The sequence below is a fragment of the Paenibacillus macerans genome, from assembly GCF_050565405.1.
In the GTDB taxonomy this organism is placed as follows: Bacteria; Bacillota; Bacilli; order Paenibacillales; family Paenibacillaceae; genus Fontibacillus; species Fontibacillus macerans_B.
Genome location: NZ_JBNYYG010000018.1, coordinates 1 through 21,146, shown reverse-complemented (window position 1 = coordinate 21,146; position 21,146 = coordinate 1). Strand labels below are relative to the sequence as shown.

Genomic DNA, 21,146 nt, shown 5'->3' with positions numbered 1-21,146 from the left:
GGCTCATCCTTTATTTTTCATAAATTACGTGTTGTCCATTGCCAATATTTTCATTATATGCGATAAGCATGAGTCACAACAAATGAATACCTTAATTCAAACCCCGAACATGCAAAAAGCCTGCCTTCGCAGGCAGGCTATTTCTTATTCAGCATCCGATAGCTTAACCGGTCCGCCAAACGGGGGAACATCTGGTACCATTTCGCCCCCACCCCGGCAATCCAGGGCAAATTCACCTCAAGCGGACCTTTCTCCAGCGCCGATACCATTGCCTTGGCAACGCGCTCCGGCTTCAGCATCAGCCATTGAACATTCTTGACGTATCCCCCGTCAGGGTCCGCGAGGTCAAAAAACGGTGTATCGATCGGCCCCGGATTTATCGTCGACACCGTAATGCCGTACTCCCGGACCTCCTGGCGCAAGGCGCTGCTAAATCCGACCACCGCGTGCTTGGTTGCCGTATATGCCGTCGATTTCGCCGTACCGATCTTGCCGGCCATCGAAGCTACGTTGACGATGCGGCCGGAACGTGCGGACTTCATGGCGGGCAGCACGGCTTTGGTGCACCTGACCATGCCTATGTAATTCACGTTCATCATCTCGGCGCATTCGGCAACCGTCATTTGATCCAGGTACTCGAATTTGCCGTATCCCGCATTGTTCAGCAGGCCATCGACCCGGCCGTATTCGGCAAATACCTGTTCAAAGCCGGTTTGGACAGAGATATCGTCGCCTACATCCATCTCCAGCAGTTTGTAAGGCCCCTTCATGCCGGCCGCCACCTGCTTCAGCTTGTCCGCCGAACGAGCCGCCAACACGACGACGGCCCCGCGCTCTGAGAGCATCTGCGACGCCATGGCCCCAATCCCGCTGGAAGCGCCGGTGATCACGACGATCTTGCCCGTTAACGACATAACTATACTTCCTTTCAAGAGGTTGTTCAAAAAGTCATCCTTCGATCACGAAGCAGATCAAGAAGCTTAATCGACGTCGAATCTTGAATTCAGCCGGGCCTTCCGTTGCTCACGTAGGTCTCCTACGCTCTGCTACTCATGCCCTAACTTCTTCCAACCTTCTCGGTGCTCCAAACCTGACTTTTTGAACCTTCATTGAATCGGTTTTCAAGCTTTCCTGATCCTATCTTAAGAGATCATCACTTGAATGTCCAATTGGCCGATCCCGTCCATGAGCAGCGGAATGCACAACGCCTTGCGCGGACTCATATGGGTTGCCTTTTCCGTCTTGATGACCTGCGGCGGCGTGATATCCACGGCAAAGCCCTGGTTGGACAAAATCGTGCTGGCATTCCCGCTGATCATATTGCCCAGCTCCGAAATCGCGCTTTGTCCCATCTCATCCATTTCCGTCAGTACGAATCCGCCCATCATCGCCGAAACGATGCGGAGCGCCACGGTCTCCTCCAGTCCAAACACAACCATTCCGCTGAAGTGACCGGACATGCCGATCTGTATCCAAATATGATCCTGTACAGGAATCACGTCTTTGACACCCATGCTCCCGGTGGAAGGAGAAACTTGAACAACTTGTTCAATGACCGAACGCGCGGACTCAAGAAAAGGATTTATCACTTCTGCTTTCAAAATTATGCGCCCCTTTTCACTAGGAGAATAACTTTATCGATACAAAAGACCCATCTTTTAGTTAAAAACAATTATACTTTATTCCTACTAATAAGTCATTAAAAATCGAATCTTGAGGTTTAGGCGAACATTCCGGATTAGGTATTGTCGAAGGGTGCCAAACGGCGCATCATTGATTTAACGAAGGAAAATCACCTATAATTATTTAAATCATAGGAAAGCCGTCGATGAGGCGGCTACCGAGGAACGGGAAAGAAAGGAGGCATTCCGGTGAATATTAGTCAATTAGAGACATTGATCACCATTTCCAAAACGAAAAGCTTCCGTAAGGCCGGGGAACTGCTGAACCTGACCCAGCCTGCCGTATCGGCCCAAATCAAAAGCCTGGAGGACGAGTTCCGGACGGTGCTGGTCGACCGCAACCAACCGGTAACCTTGACGGACCGGGGGCAAGTGTTCCTCGAACAGGCGGAACGTATCCTGGATATCGTCGAAGAGCTCAAGCAAAAGCTGTCCGATATGGAGCACACGCCGCAGGGCCATATCGTACTGGGGACCACGACGTCGATCGCCATTCAGATTTTGCCGCGGATTTTGTCATATTTTCAGGACCAGTTCCCGCTGATCAAAACCACCATCCAATCCATGCCTTCCAGCTTGATCTACCAAAACGTGGAGCAGGGGCTCGTCGATATCGGGATCGGTTATTTGATCGAAAATAACCCCCAAGTCCTGTCTTCGGTTCTATATTACGATACCTTCGAATTCGTCGTTTCGCCGCTGCACCCTCTGGCAAGCCAAACCTCGCCGACGCTGGATTCGCTGCGCGAAGTACCGCTAATCATGCTTTCCCCCGATACGGTCGGGCGCCGGTTCATCGACGACGTGTTCAAGCAGCATGACATCGAGCCGCATATCGTCATGGAGCTGTCCAGCAGCGAAGAGGTCAAACGGATGGTCGAGATCAACCTGGGCGCGGCGATTATTTCGCGGCAATCGATATTGCGCGAGCTGAAACAGGGCACGCTAAAGGTCGTGCCGATTCCCGAGCTCGAGGTCACGCACCCGGTTGGCGTCATTTATAAATCCAGCCGTTACATCAACTCGGCGATGCAGCAGTTTCTGGGCGACCTGAAGGGCATGCCGGAAACCCACTTCATCAGTTCCGAGTAAGCCATTCTACGCAACAGAATCCCTATCCAGAAAGGAGCGGTCCATCCGATGAAATTCGATCTTCACACCCACCATTTCCGCTGCGGCCATGCCGACGGGAACATTCGCGATTATATCGAAGCGGGCCTTGCCGCCGGGTTGTCGGTGATCGGCATCAGCGATCATACGCCTTACTTCGGCAGTCCGGAAGACCAGCCGTTTCCCCGTATATCCATGGGCAAGCAAGCTTTTGCCGGTTACGTCGAGGAAGTGCTGAAGCTCAAGCAAGAATACGCAGGCAGGATCGACGTCCTGCTCGGGATCGAATCGGATTTCTTCCCGGAACATGCCGAAGTCTACCGGAATACACTAAATCAATATCCCTTTGACTACGTGATCGGCTCGGTGCATAGCGTCGGGGAAGTGAGCATTTTTAACAAAAACCGCTGGAAAGGCCTCGGCCCGAAAGAGAAAGCCGCCAGCAAAGAAGCTTATTACAACCTCATCCGGCAGTCGGCAGAAAGCGGGATGTTCCAGATCCTGGGGCATATCGACGCCATGAAAGGCAACTATCCGGCCTTCTCGGACATTCCGGCGGCGCGGGCGATCGACGATACGCTGCAAACCATCGCCGAAAACGGCGTTGCCATCGAAATCAATACCTCCGGCAAAACGAAGCTGAGCGGCGGCTGGTACCCTGCCGACTCGATTCTCGAACGGGCGCTGCATTTCGGCGTAGAGGTCACCTTCGGCTCTGACGCCCATACGCCTGCCCGGGTAGGCGACGAGTGGGAGGACGTGGCCAGACGCTTAAAGGAAATCGGATTCAAGAACTGGGTGTACTTCAAGAATAAACAGAGGGTATCCGTACCGCTGTAATGAACAAAAAAAGGGAACCCGTGCGGTACTGCTCCGGGTTCCAAGAAAATATATATTCAAAAGGGGGTCATGTGATAAGTGTACCCTCTTTCTATTAGGGTTTGATCACAGCTATATTTCATTTGTGTAACAAAAGCTCTCACTTACGTTTCAAAGGAATTCCTCTCGGCGACATATAGCTTCAGCGCCTTTGGATCCCCTTCTCCGCGGCGGCTTACGGCTGCAAGCGGACCTTCGAAACGCAGCCCGCATTTCTGCAAAACGCGTTCCGATGCCGGATTATCGGTGCGGCAACGGGCCTCGATCCGATCCAGCCCGAGCGTGCCGAAACCGAAGTCCAGCAGGCAACGCGCCGCCTCGGTCGCATACCCCCGGTTCCAATGCGCCGGGGCAAGCAGGTAGCCGAGCCTCGCTGTTTTCCCTTCCGCCGACCAATACTGCAAGGAGCAAAGCCCGATCCATCGTCTTTCCTCCATGCTTTCGACGGCAAAATGAAGATCGCGCAAAGTCCGGTAAGACTCTTCAAAATAGCGGTATAAACGGCCCGGAAACAATAGCTTGCCCGGATTGATCTGCGTAAATGCCCGCACGGCCGGATCGGTCATGCAGCGGTACATCGCCTCGGAATCCTCCGGAACCAGCCCCCGCAGCAGCAGCCGCTCGCTCTCCAGCACCGGAAACCGGCTCCGCAGCTGCTCCTTGATCCCCGTCATGTTTCCTCCCGTTTGGTCATCCCGAACGAATTCCGCAAGCTGCTAAATCCGTACAGCACGACGTAACAGAACAACGTAATCAGAAAAACCCATTTGCAAAACGAGAGCGCGTGCTCCAGGTTTGCGGCGTCGCCGAAATAAGCGGCCGTTTCCCGCAGCACATACCCCGGGTCCCGCAATAGATCCCAGCTGTTCCAGCGGATAAAACGGCCGAGATAGATCCCGAAGCTGCTGAGGAGCAGCACGATCAAGGCGAATCCCCACCCCGTCAGGCTCCCCCACGCCTTACGCACGAGCTGATGCACCGACGCCAGGGACACGGAAGCGAGCGCCAGCCCCAAGAGCCCGGCAAACAAAAGCGTAAACAGATGATCCCAAAACGAAATTTCCAGCCAAAACTTGTTGCCTTCCGCAATCGGATAACGGTTAAACGGATGGAGCAAATCGGTGATCATATAAGCGGCGTTCGGATAAAAAAACAGCCACAGCAGACCCGTCGGCGCGTACAAGCCCAGCTTCGCCAACCTTGCCGGGATCAGGCTGATCAGGTCAAGGATCACGGCCAAGCCAAGCGGAATCCAGGCCAGGGTCGTATTCCAGATGATAAACAGGTAAGGAGGGGAACCGCCGGCCGGAAGGCGGGTGTGGACCACATAGAACATACCGATCACCGTTCCGATAAACAAAATAGCGTATAAATACAGTTTGCCCGGATAACCAAGCTCATTCCACTGCTGCAAAATACCGTACCTCCCGTCTAGGTCCTTATGGCCAATAAACGATTCGCCCCGGCGGATAGTTACGTTCCTTGCCGTGCCGCGGTAGTTCCATTGCTGAACCTCTTCTGGAACTTGGAATGCTGACATGGTATAAATCGAAGTAGATACCTTGATGACAAAGGAGTACGAAACATGCAGCCGTTTACCGCACGAACGATCGAAATTATCGCCTCCATCCCGCCGGGGAAGGTGATGACCTATGGCCAAATCGCCGCAGCCGCAGGCAGCCCGCGCGCCGCCCGGCAGATTGTCCGCATCCTGCATAGCATGAGCGGCAAATACCGATTGCCCTGGCACCGGGTGGTCAATGCCAAGGGAGAAATCGCGCTGCAGGATGAGGAGTCCAGCCAGGAGCAACAGTGGAATCTCGAAGCGGAAGACGTGGAGGTGCTGCCGGGCGGACGAATTGACTTGGCCCGTTACCAGTACTTCCCGGAAAGCTAGTTCATTTCAAGCCATACGGCTTGAGCAGGTTGCGGATCTCGCGATTGATGCCGTCCGCATCCGGGCCCGGGGCGGGATCGTCCGTCAGGGCGTATTTCTCTTTCAGCTTGAGCACGCCGTAAACGCGTTCGTCCAGCATCTCCGCCGTAATCTCTCCCGATTTCACGGCATCGGCCAGCGCCTGCAGCACCTGCCGCTCCTTGGCGTAATCATGTCCGACCAGCACGATGTTCCCGCCGGCCTGCACAAACTGCACCGCGGCTTCACCGATATCGTAATGCTCCGCGATCGCGCCCATCGTCATATCGTCGGAAATGACCATCCCGCCGAAACCCAGCTCTTCCCGCAGCAGGTCGTGAATCACCGCCTTGGAGAAGGAAGCCGGATGCTCGGGGTCCAGCTTCGGCATCAGCAGATGAGCGATCATGACAACGTCGGCGCCGTCCCGGATCGCCTGCTTAAACGGCACCAACTCCAGCTTGCGGAGCCGATCCAGGCCATGCTCGACCACGGGCAGGCCCAAATGCGAGTCGACCGAGGTGTCGCCGTGCCCCGGAAAATGCTTGACGACCGGAATCACGCCTTGATCGCGGATCCCTTTCATCACGGCGATCCCCATGCGGCTGACGACCTCCGGTTTCGTGCCGAAGGCCCGGTCCCCGATCACCGGATTTTCGGGATTGCTGTTGACGTCGAGCACGGGGGCAAAGTCGAGGTTCAAGCCGAAGCCCGACAGCTCGCCGCCGATCACCCCGCCGATTCGACCGGCCAACTCTACGCTGCCGGTATCGCCGATTTCACGGGCGGTCGGCAGTTTGGTTAGTTCTCCCGGCATGCGGCTGACCCGGCCGCCTTCCTCGTCGACGCTAAGGAACAACGGCACCGGCTGACTCCGATTGGCCGCTTTCAGCCCGTTAAACAGGCTAAGCGCCTGTTTGGCATCCTTGATATTGTCCTTGTAAAAGATAAACCCTCCCACATGGTCGTCCTCGATCAAGGAACGGGTTGCGCCATCCGGTTCCGTTCCGTCCATGCCGACCAGGACGAGTTGGCCGATCTTTTCCGCCGTGTTCAATTTGCCGAGCAGTTCGGCAACCGGGTCCGAAGGCGGCGCGGGTTCATCCGGCTCTACGGGAGCCTCCGGCGTTTCGGGAGAGGCGGGAGCTGCCTGCCCCTGGCCTGACCCGGCCGTGGACGCCCCGCTTCCCTCCCCGCCGCCCGCCGTTCCTTGCCGGGGGGCACACCCGCCGATCAGGAATACCAACAGCAACAGCATACCGACGCCCGCCAAAAAAAAGGGCAGGATGCTTCTCCCTCGTTTCGTGTTCATGTTATGCGCCTCCCGTTTCTTGATGTCCGCTGTTACCTATGGGGCGACCTTAAGCCTCTTGCTTCCATTTCTTCTCCGCAATGGACGGAACGAAGCTTTCCATCCGGGTAAGCAGTTCCCCCGGATCCTCCGACATATTGATCAGGGACTGATGCCCCTCATTCACGAATCCCGCCGTGATGCAGGATTCCACTAATCCGATCAACGGCTCGTAATAGCCTTTGACATTTAACACGCCCACCGGCTTCTGATGGATGCCGATCTGCAGCCAGCACAGCACCTCAAACAGCTCCTCCAGCGTCCCGAAACCTCCGGGCAAAGCGATAAAGCCGTCGGCCAGCTCGCTCATTTTGGCCTTCCGGTCGTGCATGTCGCGGGTCTCGATAAACTGCGTCAGCCCCGGATGGGCCATTTCGCCGTGAATCAGGCCGGAAGGCATAACCCCGACGGCCTCGCCGCCGGCCGCCAGGACCGCGCCTGCGACCGCGCCCATGAGCCCATGCCTGGAGCCCCCGTATATCAAGCGATAGCCTTGCTGCGCCATGACGCTTCCCAACTGCTCCGCCATGATGCGGTATTGCTCGTCTTCCCCGAATCTCGAACCGGCAAAAACGCAAATCGATTTCATCCTCTACCCCTCCTGCATCAGGTTAATCCGGCAGAACTTCCTCTTTGACGTTCGCTTCGCCGGCGATGTTCCAGCGATGGCTGAATTGGGCCAATTTCGGGTGCGGAACGGCCGGCATTGCCGCCAGCAGGAGCCGGAGCTTGACGATCCATTCCTCGAAGGAGGAGAAAGAAGCAAACTGGTTGGCCAACTCCGGCGTAAGGTAGATGAAATGAGGCGCCGGGTATTTCTCCGCGAGATGCCGGAGCGCCGCATCCATCGGCGTGTATTTCTTCCGTTTGCCTTCCCATCCCTCCACGGCGATCGCCACTCGGTTCCCGTCATGCTCCCGTTTCCATTGATGCAGCCGATCCTCTCTTCGGTAAAAAGGGCTGACCGGCTCCTTCGACATCCGCCGCACGGTTTCGTCATGCAGCGGATACAGCACCAGCTTCACAAATTTGCGGGCTTCCGCCTCCGCCTCCGCAGCCTGCAGCGCTTGATCCGAAATATGTTCAAACGAATCGTAGAAGATCATCGTGCCTTTCCGGCTGGCCGCCGGCGGCTCGTAACCAAAGGGCACCTGAATGTTTTGTCTCAAAGCGGGCTCCTCCTCGGGTGCGGTTTATTTAGGGATATATGGATAGGTTGCCCTTTATGCGTTAAAAAAAGCGGTTATCTTATGCCCCGCTCGATAAAATTCGGCGACACGGGCACCAGCCCCAGCTCCCGGGACCAAATCGACAGCTGGCCGATATGGTGGATTTCGTGGGCGATGACATGGCGCAGGATTTCGCCGCGCGTCAACTCTCTCCCCCATGGGTCGATGACGGGAATGCCGTCCATCTCGTCGCTCCAGGTTCGAAGGAAATCTTCAACCTCCGTGTGGAACGAAGCCGCCAGCTTTTTCACCAATTCCAAAGACATATACTGTTTGAAATCTTCCTCAAAATCCGGTTTTCCCTGGATCGTACGAATCCAGCTCCATTCGACGTCGGCGACGTGGAACAAAGTCTGCAAAATACTTCCGACGCCGCCGACCCGTTTGCGCAGCAGTTCCTCCGCGGATACGTTCTCGCACCATGCAAACCATTCATCCCTGACCTGCCAATTGTATTGGAACAACTTCAGCATCCGCCATTCTCCTCTCTGCACATAGCCATGGGAGCCGCAGCCCCCCACGGTAACCTGATTTTACCATAAGTTCCCGGTCCAATTCAGCCCGCGGAATGTAAAAAAACTCCCGGGACAGTCCCGAGAGTCGCCCGCGATCTATCGTTCACGATTCATGATCATCGCCGGCCGGTCGTTCCGCATAAGCCTCAGCGGCGGCCAGCAAATAATAGGCCAAGCCGGTCTGCTGGACCTCCAGCATGCTCCGATGGAAATCGTCCATCAGGAAAAAGCGGGCCTGCGCCGCAAAATCGGCGGGGGAAGCGGGATGTCCGTACTCTGCAACGAAGGCCAGATGCCGGGTGATCAGCTGCCGGATTTGCTCGTCCAGGTGGGATACCCCCGCTTGCAAGCCGGCGGCCATCCCCCCCATAAATTCGGCAGCCTCCTTGGCCTGCTCGTTCATTTCCGGCACGTCGATCGGTTGATCTCCGGGAATTTCCACCCCGTAGGTTTCACGCAAATGCTGCTCCTGCTCCTTCAGCGCCTCCCGCCACTCCGTTTCGCTCGCAAATCCGCGGAACAAATCCTCGCCGTCCATCGGTTCCCCTTTGGCCGAGCGCTCGAGCGAATTCTCCAGCGTTTGCAGGATGGATTCCAGCCGTTGCTTGCGGCCGCGCATCAGCTCCCTCTGCTCGGACAAAACCGCCAGGTGGTCCCGCTCCCTCTCCAATAGTTGCTTGATTCGCTGCAGCGGCAAATCGAGCTCCCGGTAAAATAAAATTTCCTGCAGCCTTTCCAATTCTTTCGTTCCGTACAACCGGTATCCAGACTCGCTGATTTCGCCGGGCGGCAGCAAGCCGATTTTGTGATAGTGATGCAGCGTTTTGACGGTGACCCCGGAAAGGTCCGAGACCTCTTTGACCGTGTGAAGCATATACGTTCCTCCTTTATTTACATGGATGCTCTTTTGGACGTTCGCCTGGAGGGGAATGGTCTTCCCCCTTCGTCCGCTTCATCATCTTAAGGCCTCCCCTAAGGGGAGGGTCAAGGACAAAAACCAGCTCAAAAAAAGTTTGACCCTCCCCTTGCCGGAGCCCTTAAGATGAGGTCCGAACATTCATCTCAAGGAGGATTTTTCGTATGCCAAGCAGCTCCATCTCGTTATTTCGCAATCGGTTCGTACGCGCCGTGCTGGTATCCAATCTTTTTTCCCAACTGGGGATTTGGATCCGTAATTTATCCGTACTGTTGTACGTCATGCACCGGACGGAAGGGGACGCCCTGGCTGTGTCCATGGTGTCGGTGGCCGAATATGCTCCGATCTTCGCTTTTTCGTTTATCGGAGGAGCTTTCGCTGACCGCTGGCGCCCCAAAGCAACTATCCTATGCTGCGAGTCGCTCAGCTCCTTGTCGGTGTTTCTCATCTTTCTGTGGTTGGAAAACGGGATCTGGCAGGCCGTGTTCTTCGCTACTTTATGCTCCTCCGTGTTATCCCAGTTTGCCCAACCACCCGGCATGAAACTGTTTAAAATGCATTTACGGGGGGATGAGGCGACCGCTTGTATGTCTTTGCTGCAGACGTTGTTTTCGATCTTTATGATCGCCGGACCGGTGATCGGCACTTGGATTTACAGACAGCTTGGAATCCGACCGGCGATCCTGTTGACCTGCGTATGCTTCCTGCTCTCGGCGGTATCCCTGTTGGTCATGCCTGCCGATCGCAGAGAGGCAACGGATCCGGAAGGGACGCGCGGGTCGCTCTGGGTCGATCTGAAGGACGGCTTGCGCTACGTCGCCGGTCACCGCAATCTGCTGTCTCTCAGCCTTTGCTTTATGATCGTTGGATTGGGCGTCGGCCTGATATCTCCTTTGAGCATCTTTGTCGTCACGGAGCGTTTAGGCCTGCCAGCGGAGGCCTTGTCTTGGATTCAGATTCCTTATGGGCTCGGCGAACTGGCCGGCGGCCTGGTTACGTTCCTGGTCGCTGCCAAAATCGCGCCGCAGCGCCTGCTGACGATCGGTTTGCTGGCCAATGCGGCAGGCATCGCGCTTACCGGCCTTTCATCCTCCCTATGGCTCACCATGCTGGCCCAGTTGGGCATCGCCTTGCTTCAACCGGCTATATTTATCGGCAACAATGCACTTGTCATGCAGCAGACCGAGACCGCTTATATCGGACGGGTGACCGGCATTCGAACGCCGTTGATGACCGGCGCGATGTTGCTGGCGATGAGTTTGGTCGGCGTGCTGAAAAGCGTGCTGACGCTGGAAGGGATATACGTGTTAGCCGGGGGGTGTTTTGCAGCCGGACTGCTGATACTGCTGCCCTATCGCGGAACAAATCGCAACGCAGCAGGTGAGGCATAGGGCACTGTCGCTCCTCAGTCCCACACCTGGTCCAGCTTGTCAGCGTAAAATCCGATGGCTCTGGCGTACTCGCGAATGCCCTCCTCCGCCGACGAGCTCGACAGCTCCGTTAGTAGCAGCCGCATCGCTTCCGCGTGTTCACCGAGATTGTATAAGGCCATGGCCAGAAATACGCCAAACTCCTTGCGGCGGGGATGCTGCCGGAGCCCTTGTTCCAAAATCTTCTTCGCCTTGGCGTATTCGCCCAAGGTTCGGTAGGTGCTCCCCAGGCCCAGCAACGCCCCGGGCCTTTGCTCCTCGCTAAGACCGCAGACTAGGGCTTTTTTATAATACGGCACCGCTTCCCGCTCGCGCCCGAGCACATCATGCGTCCAGGCCAATTGGCATAGCAGCTCGGGGTTGTCCGGCTCCGTATCCAACAGTTCCAACAGGATTAGGCGGGCTTCCTCCGCCTGACCGGCGTTTCTTCGTTCGATGGCCTTATGGATAAGACTTGATACTTCCATATTTATTCAACGCTCCTATCATGCCGCCAGGATCAATCATGGAACAGCCGCCCGTTAAGGGCTTGGCGAATCGTTTCCGTGTACGGGTTGTGACGCTCATCGGGCAAAATCCGAAAATACAAACTTCTCAAAAAATTCTTTACATTCATGATTAGGACAAAGTCCTCCGAGGTTCGGCCTTCCCTCGGCATATCTCCAAGCTCAAGTATCCACCGGGAAATATCCTCTTCCAGAAGCAAGTTCCTGTTCAATATCGCAACGAAGGCGGTAACCATTCGCTCATCCTCTTCATGAATGAACGCATATCGGGTCTGGATTAATAGAGCTTGGAACGCCTCCAAAAAACCCGCCAGCTCTTCCCGTTGAATAAACTTTGATTGGACAACGTCCTCGACCGCATCGGCGGCGTGCGCCACGGCATGGGCCCAACCTGTATCCCCGGTATACCCCCGTAAATCCATTTCCTGGCGAAGATAGGACAACAGCTTGCGGCTCGCCATCTGAATATCCGATTCGTCCAAGAAGGGCGCTTGTCTATCGGCGTGCATGATCAAAGGGATCATCAATACCGAAAAAGAACGCGTAAACACAGAATCGGTCTGTTCCTCGCCGACGCGGTAAAAAAGATGCTGATCATCAAGGCAAGCGGAAAGCATCTGGCGCAGTTGCCCCGCAACAAACACCCCTTGCAGGATCCAGTGCCGCAGCGTGCTATAAATGAGCTCGTCGCGTAATACGGGGTCCGGGTCGCCGATCCGCTCCATCATCGCCAGGGCCATTTCAAATGCCGAAGCCGAGGCGGGAATCTGATAGTTTGTTATTTGGATGCCTAGCAATTGATCTTTTAACGATAACTTCTCTGAATCCGTCTTGTCCATCTAATGTATATCTCCTTTACTACCGTTTGGCCGAAATCAGGCTCGCGGCCGGAGGTCAGTTGCTCAACCCAAAAATAGAAGGAGAAGCCGCCAAGGACTTCTCCTCTATACCCTCAAGACAAATGAATCCGCTTATTCCTGGCCGATCGGCTGATCCGTCTTGCCCTGGAGCTTCACCAGTCTCATGATAACGGAGGCCGCCTCGGCTTTGGTGACCTTCTGCTGCGGGTTAAACTTTCCGCTTTGCCCTTGCAGCAGTCCTAAACGCACCGCGATAGCTACCTCGCCGGACCGGGTGATCGCTTTGGCGTCGCTGAAGTCATTGACGGCGGAACCTTGCCCCAGGAAATTCGCCAGTTTATCGTATTGCAGCATCGAGGTCAGCAAGACGGCCAACCGCTCCCGGGTCAGCTGTTGATTCAACTGCAATGCGGCAACTTCCTTCGCTTCGAACCACTTCCGTTCCACCGCAAAGCTCACGGCCGAATAGTATTCGCTATCCGTCGGGATTCCGGCAATCGCCTCGGCCGGCGAAGCCGAGGCATAAGCCGTATGATACGGGTTTGCGGCGGACGCCATCATATTCAGCCAATCCCCGACCGTGATGACCTCGTCGGGATGGATGTTTCCCGCCTCATCCAATTGCAGAACGCGGTATTGCAGCAGCGCCGCAAGATCCTGTTCGGCCCAATGCCCCTTTAAGTCTTTGGCAGCCGCCGCTTCTCCCCCGCCCATCGTCCTGATATCCTCAAACGTAGTCACCCATTTGCCCGTAACGGCGTCCAGCACTTGAGAGGATCTACTCGTATCTTCCTGCTGGGCGGCATAGACGAGATACACGTTTGGCTCAACATACACGTTATCGGTCATGTATCCGCCGATTTGGGCATATTGCAGCTGCAGGCGGTAATTCTCAAGATAGGCCTTGGTCGCCTGTTCGGCCGTTACGGTAGCGGCTTCGCTTCCCGGCAGATCCTTCGGCACCGCTCCATGATCGGCGTAATAATAAAATAAACGGCCATATTGGTCCAGTGTGATCGACACGCCTTGGTCGCGAATCGGCAAGCCGTTCGCATAGCGATCGAAATGATAGCGGTATTGCTCCCCGTCCGAGATCCGGCTCCATTCCGCCCCTCGATCGACCAGCTTCAATTCCTTGTCCGCTTGCGGGTATAACAGGTTTACCCATTCCAAGGCGCGTTGTTTCGCCGTTTCATAGGTCAATTTGACCGCTCCGGAAGGAGCGGCGATCGGCTTCTCTGGTTGCCCGTAATTATAAGATTCGATCTGGAACTCCACGATTTGGCCGGTTAAGGCATCGACCACCGCCGAAGTTTGCGTAGGGAAACCGGCGCGGAAAACATCTTCCGGACCTTCCTCCCATCTTAAACGCCACATGCTGCGTTCAGGGGCTTGATAGTCCTTATCCAGATTGGGAAATCTCAGCTTGCGTCCCTCCGGTACGAAGGCAGCCTGTTCTACCAGCTTGGCGGCTTCGTCGGACGTCAGTTCCGTTCCCGAGGTTCTAGGCACGAATACTTTCGCCGCGGTCGGTACGTCGCTGTACGTTATCGGGGCAGCGCCCAACTCTTTCCCTTCCCAGTCGATCTTATTCCCGTTGTCGGCCCGGATGTACGAGGCGGCGCTGTCGGAAGGGCTCCAGGCAAGTACCCAATCCTTGATTACGCCGTCTTTGCGCAAAGGCACGTACCCCAGTTCCGCCTGAAATTCCTCGCGGAACTTCTTCTCCGCGTCGGCTTGCGTAACGACCGGCACCGAGGACGGATATTGCAGGCTTTCTTCCGATCTGGAAAACTGCGTGATCTCTCCATCCCCGCTCACCGAAAGGTAGAGGCTTTCAAATCCAGAAGGCAAGCCGTTTTTCAGGATGTCGAAACTAAAGCTGTATTGTACGGGGCCGAATAAGGCCCTGATATCTCCGTACACGTCATACTCGGCTTCTTTGATCTCGTCGGCCGAGAGCGAGGGTGCCGCCTTGGCAATAAAGGCTTTCGCTTTCTCCAACGCCTGCTCCCTCGTAAGTTTCGGCGGGTAGTATCCTTGATTCCCCTCCACCGGAAAACTGAGATATGTACTTATCAAGTCTCCGGTCATTGCGTCTACCCGGCTGTCAAAGCCGTATTGCGAATTCCCGCTTTTGACCGTCCAGTTGATGGTCCAGACCATCTGATTTTTCGGGGCCGGGTACACGTTGGTGACGCCGAGTTCCACTTGGGAAACCTCGGCTGTTTGCAAGGCCGGGAACAATTCCCGCACCTTGGCGATGGCCTGCTCCTTCGTGAATTTCGCCTTCGCCGGATCCGCGGATACGTCCCCCGGCTTGGCCTGCGGCGTTCCGGAACTCGCATTAACCGTAACTACGTCCGTGCTGCTTGATGCAGACCCGCCGCCTTCCCCGCTTTCCGCAAAAACCGCGCCTTGGGGCAACGCCACTGAAAGCGCAATCAATCCTATGAATGCCAATTTCGCCGACGGACCCCTACCGGATCCTTCTGCCGGTCTTCCTGAAAAATGCCGTTGATCCTGCAACTCGTTTCATCCTTCCCATTTCCATTTTTTCTCTCTAATTGTAAATCCATAGGTATGCTTTTACCATCCTTTTTCGTGGCCCACGGCAAAAAAAACGGCCCGCTTGCCAAACAAACGGGTCGTTTTCGTCATTTTTATGGAGGGCTTGGCGTTACAAAAGCACCGGCTTAGGCAACAGCCGTTCGGCCTCCGCTACCGCCTCGTCCACCGTTTGGGCGCGGATCGCGGTAAACTGCGCGTCCGTATACTGATCCTCTGTATGCGCGTACCGGGGATCATAGTAGTAGATCAACAAAAGCTCGATCGCACGGTCATACTGCCCGTTAACCAGGCTTTGCTCGATATCCGCGGCGATCGGCGTGTGAATCTTCGATTTGATTTTCCGAAACGCCTGCAGACAGGCATCCGGATGATTCCCCGGCTCGTAGTCATCCAAAATGATCTGAACGCGCACGCTTAACGGCAGCTCGATGCGGATATGACGGCCCTGCTCTTTTTTGGCGATGAGGAAATCCGGGACCACGACTTTGCCGATCCGCTTGCTCTCCGCTTCCATCAACACATAGGGAGCGTCCTGATAATGCAGCAAATCTTCCAGCAGCAGCGAATCGAACATTTTCTGATTACGGGCCTGCAAGCCGATTTGCCCAAACACGGAACCTCGATGGCCCGCCATCCCTTCCAGATCGATTACAGGGTACCCCTTCTCCTGGAGTTTACGGAGCAGCAGCGTCTTGCCGCTGCCCGTGTTCCCGTGGATCACCGTCATTTCGGGAACGAAGGACATGTCCTCCAGCGAGCCGACGACCCATTGGCGATAAGCCCGGTAACCGCCGGCCAAACGGTACGCGTGAATGTCCATCAGGCTCAGCAGCGTCGCCGTCGTTCTGCTCCGCATGCCTCCGCGCCAGCAGAACACCGCCTTGCGGCCCGGAATTTCCGCAAACCGGCGGACGAAGTCCGGCAGCTTGGCCGATACGACTTCCAGCCCGCGCTGCTTGGCGGCGTCCACGCTGACTTGTTTATACAAAGTTCCGATTTCCGCCCGTTCCCGATCGTCAAACAGCGGAATATTCAAGCTGCCCGGAATGGTCGATTCGGCATACTCGGAAGGGGAGCGTACGTCGATCATCGTGAACGCCTTCCCGTTCTCTCGCTGCTCCGCCCAATCGTCCAGGCTTAAATCCTGAAACATATCCAATATCCAAACCCCTTCCTACTCCTCAACCACGATATGCCCCGCGTTTTGGGCGGTCACCTCGCCGATGAGGCTCGCTTCCACGCCGGCTTCCCGCAGGGCGGCCAGCAGCCGTTCGCTTTGCTCCGGATTTACCGAAATCAGCAGGCCCCCCGATGTCACGGCGTCGCACAAAATATAACGGCCGGTCTGATCCAGCGAAGCCGGGAACGTAATGTCCGCCTCCACGTGGGCGAAATTGTTTTTGGTTCCGCCCGGGACGAAACCTTGCTCCGCTAATTCGCGGACGCGAGGGAGCACGGGAACGGCGGTATGACGGATCGTGATGCCTGTGCCGCTGCCCTTGGCCATCTCCAGGGCATGACCCATCAGGCCGAATCCGGTCACGTCCGTGCAGGCGCGTACGTCATACGGCTCCATCACTTCGGCGGCCGTTTTGTTCAGCGTCGCCATGACGGAGGTAACGCGGCTTGTCTCTTCCGCGCTGAGCTGGTCTTTCTTGATCGAGGTGGTCATGATTCCGACGCCGATCGGCTTCGTGAGGATCAGCCTATCCCCCGGTTTGGCGCCGGCATTCGTTCTGACCTTGTCCGGATGCACCAAGCCGGTAACGGCCAAGCCGAATTTCGGCTCCTTGTCGTCGATGGAATGGCCGCCGACGAGCGTGGCTCCGGCTTCCCGCACTTTGTCCGCTGCGCCGCGCAGGATATCGGCCAGGATGCTCTTATCCAACGTGGAAATCGGAAAAGCCACGATATTCAGCACCGTCAGCGGCTTGCCCCCCATCGCGTAAATATCACTGAGCGCGTTGGCCGCGGCGATTTGGCCGAACGAATACGGGTCGTCCACGATCGGCGTGAAAAAATCGACCGTTTGCACCAGCGCCAGCTCGTCGCTTAACCGGTAAACCCCGGCGTCGTCGCTTGTATCGAGTCCTACCAGCAAATCGGGATTCGGTACCGCCGGCGGGAGACTCCGGATCACCTGCATCAGGTCGGCCGGGCCGATTTTGCAGCCGCAGCCCCCTTTGCTGGAAAGAGACGTTAATTTTACAGGCTCAACTGTAGACATAAATCCTCACATTCCTTCCCTACATCGTTATAGGAAAATCAACTATATATCATATAAAGCGTACTCCAGGTGCGGCCAAAAAGGCAACTCGTCCGATCGGCGCCAGGCCCGTCTTTTCCCGATAAAGATCGCTTGCCAACGTATGGTATACTATATTTCGTGTGTGTTGGATCAAATATTAAACGTTATGTGGAGGGAACTAGGGCTTATGGTTTCATCATCGACTGGCGGAAATTTTCCGCAGCAGCAGCCTCACGCTTTCAATAAACGCAAAACGGCGTTGTTTATCATCCTGTTTCTCATCATAGCCATCGCTGGCTTAAGTTATGTCAAGTGGTGGCCTTATTATGGAAAAGCGTTCAAAGCCGCCACCGAGCATTCGATCGGTTCATCGATTCTCGGAGCGGACGCGGCGGCCCCGGCTTCTTGGGGAGCGGCCCTCGATTATGCGGCCGCCTATTTCAAATCCGTATGGAAAGCGGCGGTGCTCGGCATCCTGCTCGGTTCGCTCGTTCAGGTGCTGCTTCCGGCGCAGTGGCTGTACAAGGTGCTCGGCAGCAGCCGCTTCAAAAGCACCTTCCTCGGCGGCGTCGCTTCCCTGCCGGGCATGATGTGCACCTGCTGCGCCGCTCCGATCGCCACCGGCCTGCGCAAAAGAAACGTATCCGTCGGCGCCAGCCTGGCTTTCTGGATCGGGAATCCGGTGCTGAACCCGGCCACGCTGATCTTTATGACCTTCGTACTATCCTGGAAATTTACCGTACTCCGCCTCGTATTCGGCATCCTGCTGACGTTCGGGGTTAGCTACTTCGCGAATCGTCTGGCCAAAGGAAAAGACGTGCCCGTGCCGGCGGAAATGGAACAAGCGGAGGCGGAAGCCGCGGCGAAGAACGAAGGCCCGTTTGCCGTACGCTGGTTGAAAAGCCTCGGGCTGATGATATTGAACGTGGTTCCGGCCTACCTGTTGTCCGTCCTGCTGCTCGGCGCTTTCCAAGGCGTCCTTTTCCCGGTGGAACTTGGCGGCGGCATGCTGGAGATCCTCTTGTTCGCCCTCGTCGGCACACTGTTCGTCATCCCGACGGCGGCGGAGATTCCGATCATCCAATCGTTCACCGCGCTTGGTTTGGGCGCCGGTCCGGCTGCCGCCCTGCTGCTTACGCTTCCGGCGATCAGCCTGCCGTCCATGCTGATGGTGTCCCGCTCCTTCCCGCGCAAGGTGCTGCTGTTCGTGTTCGCTTCGGTGGTTATCCTCGGCATCGTGACCGGGTTGGTTGGGGCTTTGGTGCTGTAGCGGGAGCCAAAGGGGCATGCCTCTCGGGTCCGGCAACCGGTAGCCGGTTGCTGGCTGCCTATGCAAAATAGCGGTAAATAATGGCCTTATTCGGCCGATATCCGCTCGAAACTGAGAAATAACGGTAAATTGTGGCGCTATTTTTCCGGAAACGGTCGAAATCAATGGATTTCTTCCCTTTCTCGAGCAAATAGCGCCTTTTTGTTCCGCTATTCGCTCAAACATCGCCGAGGCGGCGGAAATAGCGCCCTTTTTTTCCGCTATTGCTCGGATCGGCCCAAGCTTGGCGAGCGATAAGCAATAAGCGGTTCTATGAACAGTGCGTGACATCACCATTTTTTTCGGCACCTTATGCTATACTCACGGAGCAAAATACGACAGAGGGTGATAGTTACGATAGTCATTAAACGCGACGGGTCCGAAGTGGCCTTTGACCGGCAGAAAATCATCGATGCGATCTGCGCCGCCATGAACAGCACGGAGAAAAAAATCGATATGGACGTAGCGCAAAGGGTTGCCGACAAAGTGACCGCAAGAATCTCCAAGCTGGAGAAGGTGGACATCGAGCATATTCAGGACGAAGTGCAGTCCGCGCTGATGAACAGCCGCCGAAAAGACGCCGCCGAGGCGTATATCGGCTACCGCGAAATCCGGACGCTGAAGCGGCGCGAGCGCAGCAGCCTGGACAAAAAGGTGCTGGGGCTGCTGGAGCTGACGAACGAGGAAGTGCTCAAAGAAAACTCGAACAAAGACGGAGCAACCATCCCGACGCAAAGGGACTTGCTCGCCGGCATCATGGCCAAGGATTTCGCCCAGACCTACATGGTCCCTAAGCGGGTGGTGGAAGCCCATAACAACGGGAGCCTGCATTTTCACGATCAGGATTACAGCCCGTATTTCCCGATTTACAACTGCATGCTGATCGATCTTAAAGGCATGCTGGAAAACGGCTTTAAGCTGGGCAACGCGCAGATCGAAACGCCGCGTTCCATTACGACCGCGACGGCCATCACGGCCCAGATCATCGCCCAGGTGGCCAGTCATATTTACGGCGGAAACACGATTAACGAAATCGATCAAATTTTGGCGCCCTATGTGGCGAAATCTTTTGTCAAACATTATAAGAACGGCCTGGAGTGGCTGTATGAACTGGATAGCGCGGCGATCGCCGAACTCGATATTTCCTATGAAAATGCGAAATTGCACGAACGTTATCCGAGATGCTTCGACTATGCCAAAAAACTGACGGAAAAGGAAACCTCGGACGCCTTTCAATCGCTGGAGTACGAAATCAATACGCTCGTCAGCGCCAACGGCCAAACGCCGTTCAGCACCTTTGGCTTCGGGCGGGGGATAAGCTGGGAGGAACGGCAGATCCAAATCGCCATTTTGCGGAACCGGATTCGCGGACTCGGCAAAGACGGCAAAACGCCGGTGTTCCCCAAACTCATTTTCGGATTGGAAGAAGGGGTGAATCTGCGGCCGGGCGATCCGAATTACGACATCAAGCAGCTCGCGCTGAAATGCAGCACGTTGCGCATGTATCCCGACATCATTTCGGTGCCGAAGGTCAAAGCGATCACCGGATCGTTCAAATTCCCGATGGGCTGCCGCTCTTTCCTCGGCGCATACGAAGAAAACGGGCGGGAGCTGCATGACGGGCGCTTCAACATGGGCGTGGTGACCGCCAATCTGCCGCGCCTGGCGATTCGGGCAAAAGGATCGGAGCAAACCTTCTACCGGCTGCTGGACGAGCTGCTGGAGGTCTGCAAGGAAGGGCTGATGTATCGCATCGAACGCCTGAAGGGCGTCAAAGCCAAGGTCGCTCCCATTTTGTATATGGAAGGGGCGGCCGGCAGCCGGCTGCAGCCGGAGGATACCATCGACCATTTGCTGACGGACGGCCGGGCGAGCATCTCGCTGGGATACATAGGCATCCATGAAACGATCTTGTCGCTGTACGGCCAACATATCTACGATGATCGGCTGTTGCGGCAAAAGGGACTCGACATCGTGCGGTATTTGAGCGAAAAAGCCGCGGAATGGAAGAAGGAAACCGGATACGGCTTCAGCCTGTACTCCACGCCGGCGGAATCGCTGTGCTACCGTTTCTGCAAGCTGGACGAGCAACGCTTCGGAAGCCTCGAGGGGATTACGGACAAAGGCTATTACACGAATTCGTTCCACCTGGACGTGGCGAAGAAGGTGACGCCCTTCGAAAAAATCGAATTCGAACAGGATTATTCCGTCTACGCCAACGGCGGCTTCATCACTTACTGCGAATTCGACTCGCTGGTGCAAAATCCGGAGGCGCTGGAAGCGGTATGGGACTTCGCTTACGAGCGGGTGCCTTACTTCGGGACGAACACCCCGACGGACAAATGCCTGGAGTGCGGCTACGAGGGAGAGTTCGAAGCGACCCCTACGGGCTTTGAATGTCCGAACTGCGGAAACCGCAATCCGAAAACCTCGTCGGTGATCCGGCGCTGCTGCGGTTATTTGTCCGAGCCGAGCCAGCGGCCGTTCAACGCGGGGAAACAGCGGGAAGTGCTGGCCCGCGTCAAGCATATGTGACGCTTGTCAACAACTCATGACTAAAGTCACGAGCTTGTAACTGCCCGGAAGTGCATGCGACAAAAAGTCTCCTTCCTTAACATGGCGTTA

At 55.9% G+C, this 21,146-nt stretch carries 20 protein-coding genes; 6 read left to right on the top strand and 14 right to left on the bottom strand.

Going from position 1 to position 21,146, the window contains the following annotated elements; all coding sequences use genetic code 11:
* Positions 1-137 precede the first annotated feature (137 nt).
* A complete protein-coding gene (locus tag ACQ4N8_RS13025) occupies positions 138-914 on the bottom strand; it encodes an SDR family NAD(P)-dependent oxidoreductase (protein ID WP_430704800.1) in 777 nt (258 codons plus the stop codon).
* A gap of 228 nt (positions 915-1,142) precedes the next feature.
* Positions 1,143-1,601, bottom strand: coding sequence for a chemotaxis protein CheX (locus ACQ4N8_RS13020; protein ID WP_430704799.1), 459 nt, complete (start codon positions 1,599-1,601; stop codon positions 1,143-1,145).
* Positions 1,602-1,871: 270 nt separating this feature from the next.
* Here ACQ4N8_RS13020 and ACQ4N8_RS13015 point away from each other — a divergent pair, with 270 nt between their 5' ends.
* Positions 1,872-2,774, top strand: a complete 903-nt coding sequence (locus tag ACQ4N8_RS13015; protein ID WP_430704798.1) for a LysR family transcriptional regulator — start codon at positions 1,872-1,874, stop codon at positions 2,772-2,774.
* A gap of 48 nt (positions 2,775-2,822) precedes the next feature.
* Complete coding sequence (locus tag ACQ4N8_RS13010) at positions 2,823-3,632, top strand: histidinol-phosphatase (RefSeq protein WP_430704797.1); 810 nt, start codon at positions 2,823-2,825, stop codon at positions 3,630-3,632.
* A 143-nt stretch (positions 3,633-3,775) separates the two neighbouring features.
* On the opposite strand, the gene ACQ4N8_RS13005 is transcribed toward ACQ4N8_RS13010, so the two are convergent.
* Both ACQ4N8_RS13005 and ACQ4N8_RS13000 read right to left on the bottom strand, forming a co-directional pair.
* Positions 3,776-4,345 carry a GNAT family N-acetyltransferase gene (locus ACQ4N8_RS13005; RefSeq protein WP_430704796.1) on the bottom strand — a complete coding sequence of 190 codons (570 nt, stop codon included), beginning with the start codon at positions 4,343-4,345 and terminating at the stop codon, positions 3,776-3,778.
* On the bottom strand, positions 4,342-5,085 hold the full coding sequence (locus ACQ4N8_RS13000) for a DUF1361 domain-containing protein (protein ID WP_430704794.1): 744 nt from the start codon (positions 5,083-5,085) through the stop codon (positions 4,342-4,344). Before ACQ4N8_RS13000 ends, ACQ4N8_RS13005 begins: the two co-directional genes overlap by 4 nt.
* A gap of 171 nt (positions 5,086-5,256) precedes the next feature.
* Here ACQ4N8_RS13000 and ACQ4N8_RS12995 point away from each other — a divergent pair, with 171 nt between their 5' ends.
* Entirely contained in the window at positions 5,257-5,568 is a 312-nt protein-coding gene (locus tag ACQ4N8_RS12995; RefSeq protein ID WP_430704793.1) for an MGMT family protein, read from the top strand.
* A 1-nt stretch (position 5,569) separates the two neighbouring features.
* On the opposite strand, the gene nagZ is transcribed toward ACQ4N8_RS12995, so the two are convergent.
* From nagZ to ACQ4N8_RS12970, 5 genes are all read right to left on the bottom strand, one after another.
* Positions 5,570-6,898 carry a beta-N-acetylhexosaminidase gene (nagZ, locus tag ACQ4N8_RS12990; protein WP_430704792.1) on the bottom strand — a complete coding sequence of 443 codons (1,329 nt, stop codon included), beginning with the start codon at positions 6,896-6,898 and terminating at the stop codon, positions 5,570-5,572.
* A 49-nt stretch (positions 6,899-6,947) separates the two neighbouring features.
* Entirely contained in the window at positions 6,948-7,526 is a 579-nt protein-coding gene (locus tag ACQ4N8_RS12985) for a TIGR00730 family Rossman fold protein (protein WP_430704791.1), read from the bottom strand.
* Positions 7,527-7,548: 22 nt separating this feature from the next.
* A complete protein-coding gene (locus tag ACQ4N8_RS12980) occupies positions 7,549-8,106 on the bottom strand; it encodes a hypothetical protein (protein WP_430704790.1) in 558 nt (185 codons plus the stop codon).
* Positions 8,107-8,180: 74 nt separating this feature from the next.
* Entirely contained in the window at positions 8,181-8,639 is a 459-nt protein-coding gene (locus tag ACQ4N8_RS12975; protein ID WP_430704789.1) for a DinB family protein, read from the bottom strand.
* A gap of 145 nt (positions 8,640-8,784) precedes the next feature.
* Positions 8,785-9,555 (bottom strand): MerR family transcriptional regulator, encoded by a 771-nt coding sequence (locus ACQ4N8_RS12970; protein WP_430704788.1) that lies wholly within the window; start codon positions 9,553-9,555, stop codon positions 8,785-8,787.
* Between the two features lie 206 nt (positions 9,556-9,761).
* Between ACQ4N8_RS12970 and ACQ4N8_RS12965 the strand changes: the two genes are divergently transcribed.
* A complete protein-coding gene (locus ACQ4N8_RS12965) occupies positions 9,762-10,988 on the top strand; it encodes an MFS transporter (protein WP_430704787.1) in 1,227 nt (408 codons plus the stop codon).
* A 14-nt stretch (positions 10,989-11,002) separates the two neighbouring features.
* Here the strand turns inward: ACQ4N8_RS12965 and ACQ4N8_RS12960 are convergent, their stop codons facing one another.
* The 5 genes from ACQ4N8_RS12960 to selD form a co-directional block, all read right to left on the bottom strand.
* The gene (locus ACQ4N8_RS12960; RefSeq protein WP_430704786.1) at positions 11,003-11,494 is read right to left on the bottom strand and encodes a tetratricopeptide repeat protein; all 492 of its coding nucleotides are present in this window, start codon (positions 11,492-11,494) and stop codon (positions 11,003-11,005) included.
* A 32-nt stretch (positions 11,495-11,526) separates the two neighbouring features.
* Complete coding sequence (locus ACQ4N8_RS12955; protein WP_430704785.1) at positions 11,527-12,372, bottom strand: DUF2785 domain-containing protein; 846 nt, start codon at positions 12,370-12,372, stop codon at positions 11,527-11,529.
* 132 nt (positions 12,373-12,504) lie between these two features.
* On the bottom strand, positions 12,505-14,856 hold the full coding sequence (locus ACQ4N8_RS12950) for a YcdB/YcdC domain-containing protein (protein ID WP_430704784.1): 2,352 nt from the start codon (positions 14,854-14,856) through the stop codon (positions 12,505-12,507).
* A gap of 217 nt (positions 14,857-15,073) precedes the next feature.
* Positions 15,074-16,117 (bottom strand): tRNA 2-selenouridine(34) synthase MnmH, encoded by a 1,044-nt coding sequence (mnmH, locus tag ACQ4N8_RS12945; protein WP_430704873.1) that lies wholly within the window; start codon positions 16,115-16,117, stop codon positions 15,074-15,076.
* 21 nt (positions 16,118-16,138) lie between these two features.
* On the bottom strand, positions 16,139-17,191 hold the full coding sequence (gene selD / locus ACQ4N8_RS12940) for a selenide, water dikinase SelD (protein ID WP_430704782.1): 1,053 nt from the start codon (positions 17,189-17,191) through the stop codon (positions 16,139-16,141).
* A gap of 208 nt (positions 17,192-17,399) precedes the next feature.
* Between selD and ACQ4N8_RS12935 the strand changes: the two genes are divergently transcribed.
* Together ACQ4N8_RS12935 and nrdD are read left to right on the top strand one after the other, a co-directional pair.
* On the top strand, positions 17,400-18,482 hold the full coding sequence (locus ACQ4N8_RS12935) for a permease (protein WP_430704781.1): 1,083 nt from the start codon (positions 17,400-17,402) through the stop codon (positions 18,480-18,482).
* A 384-nt stretch (positions 18,483-18,866) separates the two neighbouring features.
* The gene (nrdD, locus tag ACQ4N8_RS12930; RefSeq protein ID WP_430704780.1) at positions 18,867-21,056 is read left to right on the top strand and encodes an anaerobic ribonucleoside-triphosphate reductase; all 2,190 of its coding nucleotides are present in this window, start codon (positions 18,867-18,869) and stop codon (positions 21,054-21,056) included.
* Positions 21,057-21,146 lie beyond the last annotated feature (90 nt).

Coding starts and splice junctions, on each gene's coding strand:
- ACQ4N8_RS13025 (WP_430704800.1), bottom strand. CDS start 914: ATGTCGTTAACGGGCAAGATCGTCGTGATCACCGGCGCTTCCAGCGGG.
- ACQ4N8_RS13010 (WP_430704797.1), top strand. CDS start 2,823: ATGAAATTCGATCTTCACACCCACCATTTCCGCTGCGGCCATGCCGAC.
- ACQ4N8_RS13005 (WP_430704796.1), bottom strand. CDS start 4,345: ATGACGGGGATCAAGGAGCAGCTGCGGAGCCGGTTTCCGGTGCTGGAG.
- ACQ4N8_RS12995 (WP_430704793.1), top strand. CDS start 5,257: ATGCAGCCGTTTACCGCACGAACGATCGAAATTATCGCCTCCATCCCG.
- nagZ (WP_430704792.1), bottom strand. CDS start 6,898: ATGAACACGAAACGAGGGAGAAGCATCCTGCCCTTTTTTTTGGCGGGC.
- ACQ4N8_RS12985 (WP_430704791.1), bottom strand. CDS start 7,526: ATGAAATCGATTTGCGTTTTTGCCGGTTCGAGATTCGGGGAAGACGAG.
- ACQ4N8_RS12975 (WP_430704789.1), bottom strand. CDS start 8,639: ATGCTGAAGTTGTTCCAATACAATTGGCAGGTCAGGGATGAATGGTTT.
- ACQ4N8_RS12970 (WP_430704788.1), bottom strand. CDS start 9,555: ATGCTTCACACGGTCAAAGAGGTCTCGGACCTTTCCGGGGTCACCGTC.
- ACQ4N8_RS12965 (WP_430704787.1), top strand. CDS start 9,762: ATGCCAAGCAGCTCCATCTCGTTATTTCGCAATCGGTTCGTACGCGCC.
- ACQ4N8_RS12960 (WP_430704786.1), bottom strand. CDS start 11,494: ATGGAAGTATCAAGTCTTATCCATAAGGCCATCGAACGAAGAAACGCC.
- ACQ4N8_RS12955 (WP_430704785.1), bottom strand. CDS start 12,372: ATGGACAAGACGGATTCAGAGAAGTTATCGTTAAAAGATCAATTGCTA.
- mnmH (WP_430704873.1), bottom strand. CDS start 16,117: ATGTTTCAGGATTTAAGCCTGGACGATTGGGCGGAGCAGCGAGAGAAC.
- selD (WP_430704782.1), bottom strand. CDS start 17,191: ATGTCTACAGTTGAGCCTGTAAAATTAACGTCTCTTTCCAGCAAAGGG.
- ACQ4N8_RS12935 (WP_430704781.1), top strand. CDS start 17,400: ATGGTTTCATCATCGACTGGCGGAAATTTTCCGCAGCAGCAGCCTCAC.